Source organism: Streptomyces griseorubiginosus (assembly GCF_017614965.1).
Taxonomy (GTDB): Bacteria; Actinomycetota; Actinomycetes; order Streptomycetales; family Streptomycetaceae; genus Streptomyces; species Streptomyces griseorubiginosus_B.
The window spans coordinates 1-1,481 of record NZ_WVUG01000638.1 but is presented as its reverse complement, the minus strand read 5'-3'; the positions used below and the strand labels follow the sequence as shown (position 1 = coordinate 1,481).

The following is a 1,481-nucleotide window of genomic DNA, read 5'->3' as shown; positions in this document are numbered from 1 at the left end:
CGCACCCTCGCCCGCCACTCCCGCTCCCGCCGCCAACACCCCACCGCCGAACTCCTCCCCCAACCGCACCCCTGGGTACGCGCCCTCGGCCTGGTCGCCGTCGTACTCCTCGGCGCCTGGCTCGGACTCCTCATCGTCGGCAACGTGCGCGTCCCGGTCGGACCGATGAACACCACCATGACCCTGCGCCCCTCCCTCACCGGCGGCACGAAGATCAACATCTCACCCCTGGGCGCCCTCGAACTCGACACCCACCACGCCCCGGTCCGCCTCGACGTCAACGTCGACCAACTCGACCCCGTCCGCGCCCAAGCCCTCGTCGACCACCCCGAACGCCTCTCCGGCCTCCAGGACGAAGTCGCCCGCGACGTCCAGCACGGCACCCTCGACCTCGCCCTGCGCTCCTGCGTCGCCGTCGTCTCCGGCGCCACCGCCCTCGGCCTCGCCGTCTACCGCCGCCCCGGCCGCGCCCTCACCGCAGGCGGCACCGCCCTCGCCCTGCTCATGGCCTCCGGCGCCACCGCCTACGCCACCTGGAACCCCGACTCCGTCCTCGAACCCAAATACTCCGGCCTGCTCTCCTCCGCCCCCTCCCTCGTCGGCAACGCCCGCAACATCGTCACCGAATTCGACGTCTACCAGAAGGAGTTGGCCCGCCTGGTGACCAACGTGACCAAGCTGTACGACGTCACCTCCACCCTCCCCGCCTACCAGCCCGACCCCACCACCATCCGCGTACTGCACGTCTCCGACATCCACCTCAACCCCGCGAGCTGGAAGATCATCGCCTCACTCGTACAGCAGTACAAGGTCAACGTCATCGTCGACACCGGCGACACCATGGACCACGGCACAGCGGCCGAGAACGGCTTCCTGGACCCCATCGCCGACCTCGGGGCGCCCTACGTCTGGGTCAGGGGCAACCACGACTCCGACCTCACCCAGCGCTACCTCGAACGCATGAAGAACGTCCACGTCCTCGACAACGGCAAGGCGGAAACCATCGCCGGACTGCGCTTCGCCGGCATGGGCGACCCCCAGTTCACCCCCGACCGCTCCAACAAACCCGGCGCCGACGCCTCCGAACAACTGGCCGGCGACCGGCTCGCCTCCGCCCTGAACGACCAGAAGGCCGCCGGCACCCCCGTCGACGTCGCGATGGTCCACGAACCGTCCGCGGCCCGCGAGGTCGACGGCACCGTCCCCCTGGTCCTCTGCGGACACCTGCACCACGAAGGCGACGAGATCCTCAAGTACGGCACCCGGCTGCGCATGGAGGGCTCCACCGGCGGCAGCGGCCTGCGCGCCCTCGAACACAAGTACCCGGCCCCCATCGAGGCCTCGATCCTCTACTTCGACCGCGACAGCCGACGCCTCCAGGCCTGGGACGCGATCAAGCTGGGCGGCCTGGGCGAGACCACGGCTGAGGTCAGCCGCCACCTCCCCGACGAGAACAAGCCAGGGGCCACCCCCGCCACACC

At 70.3% G+C, this 1,481-nt stretch carries 1 protein-coding gene; it reads left to right on the top strand.

Annotated features, from left to right (window positions below):
- Positions 1 to 1,481 (top strand): metallophosphoesterase family protein (locus tag GRC12_RS44400; RefSeq protein ID WP_208786088.1); only part of this gene is annotated, 1,481 nt, incomplete at both ends.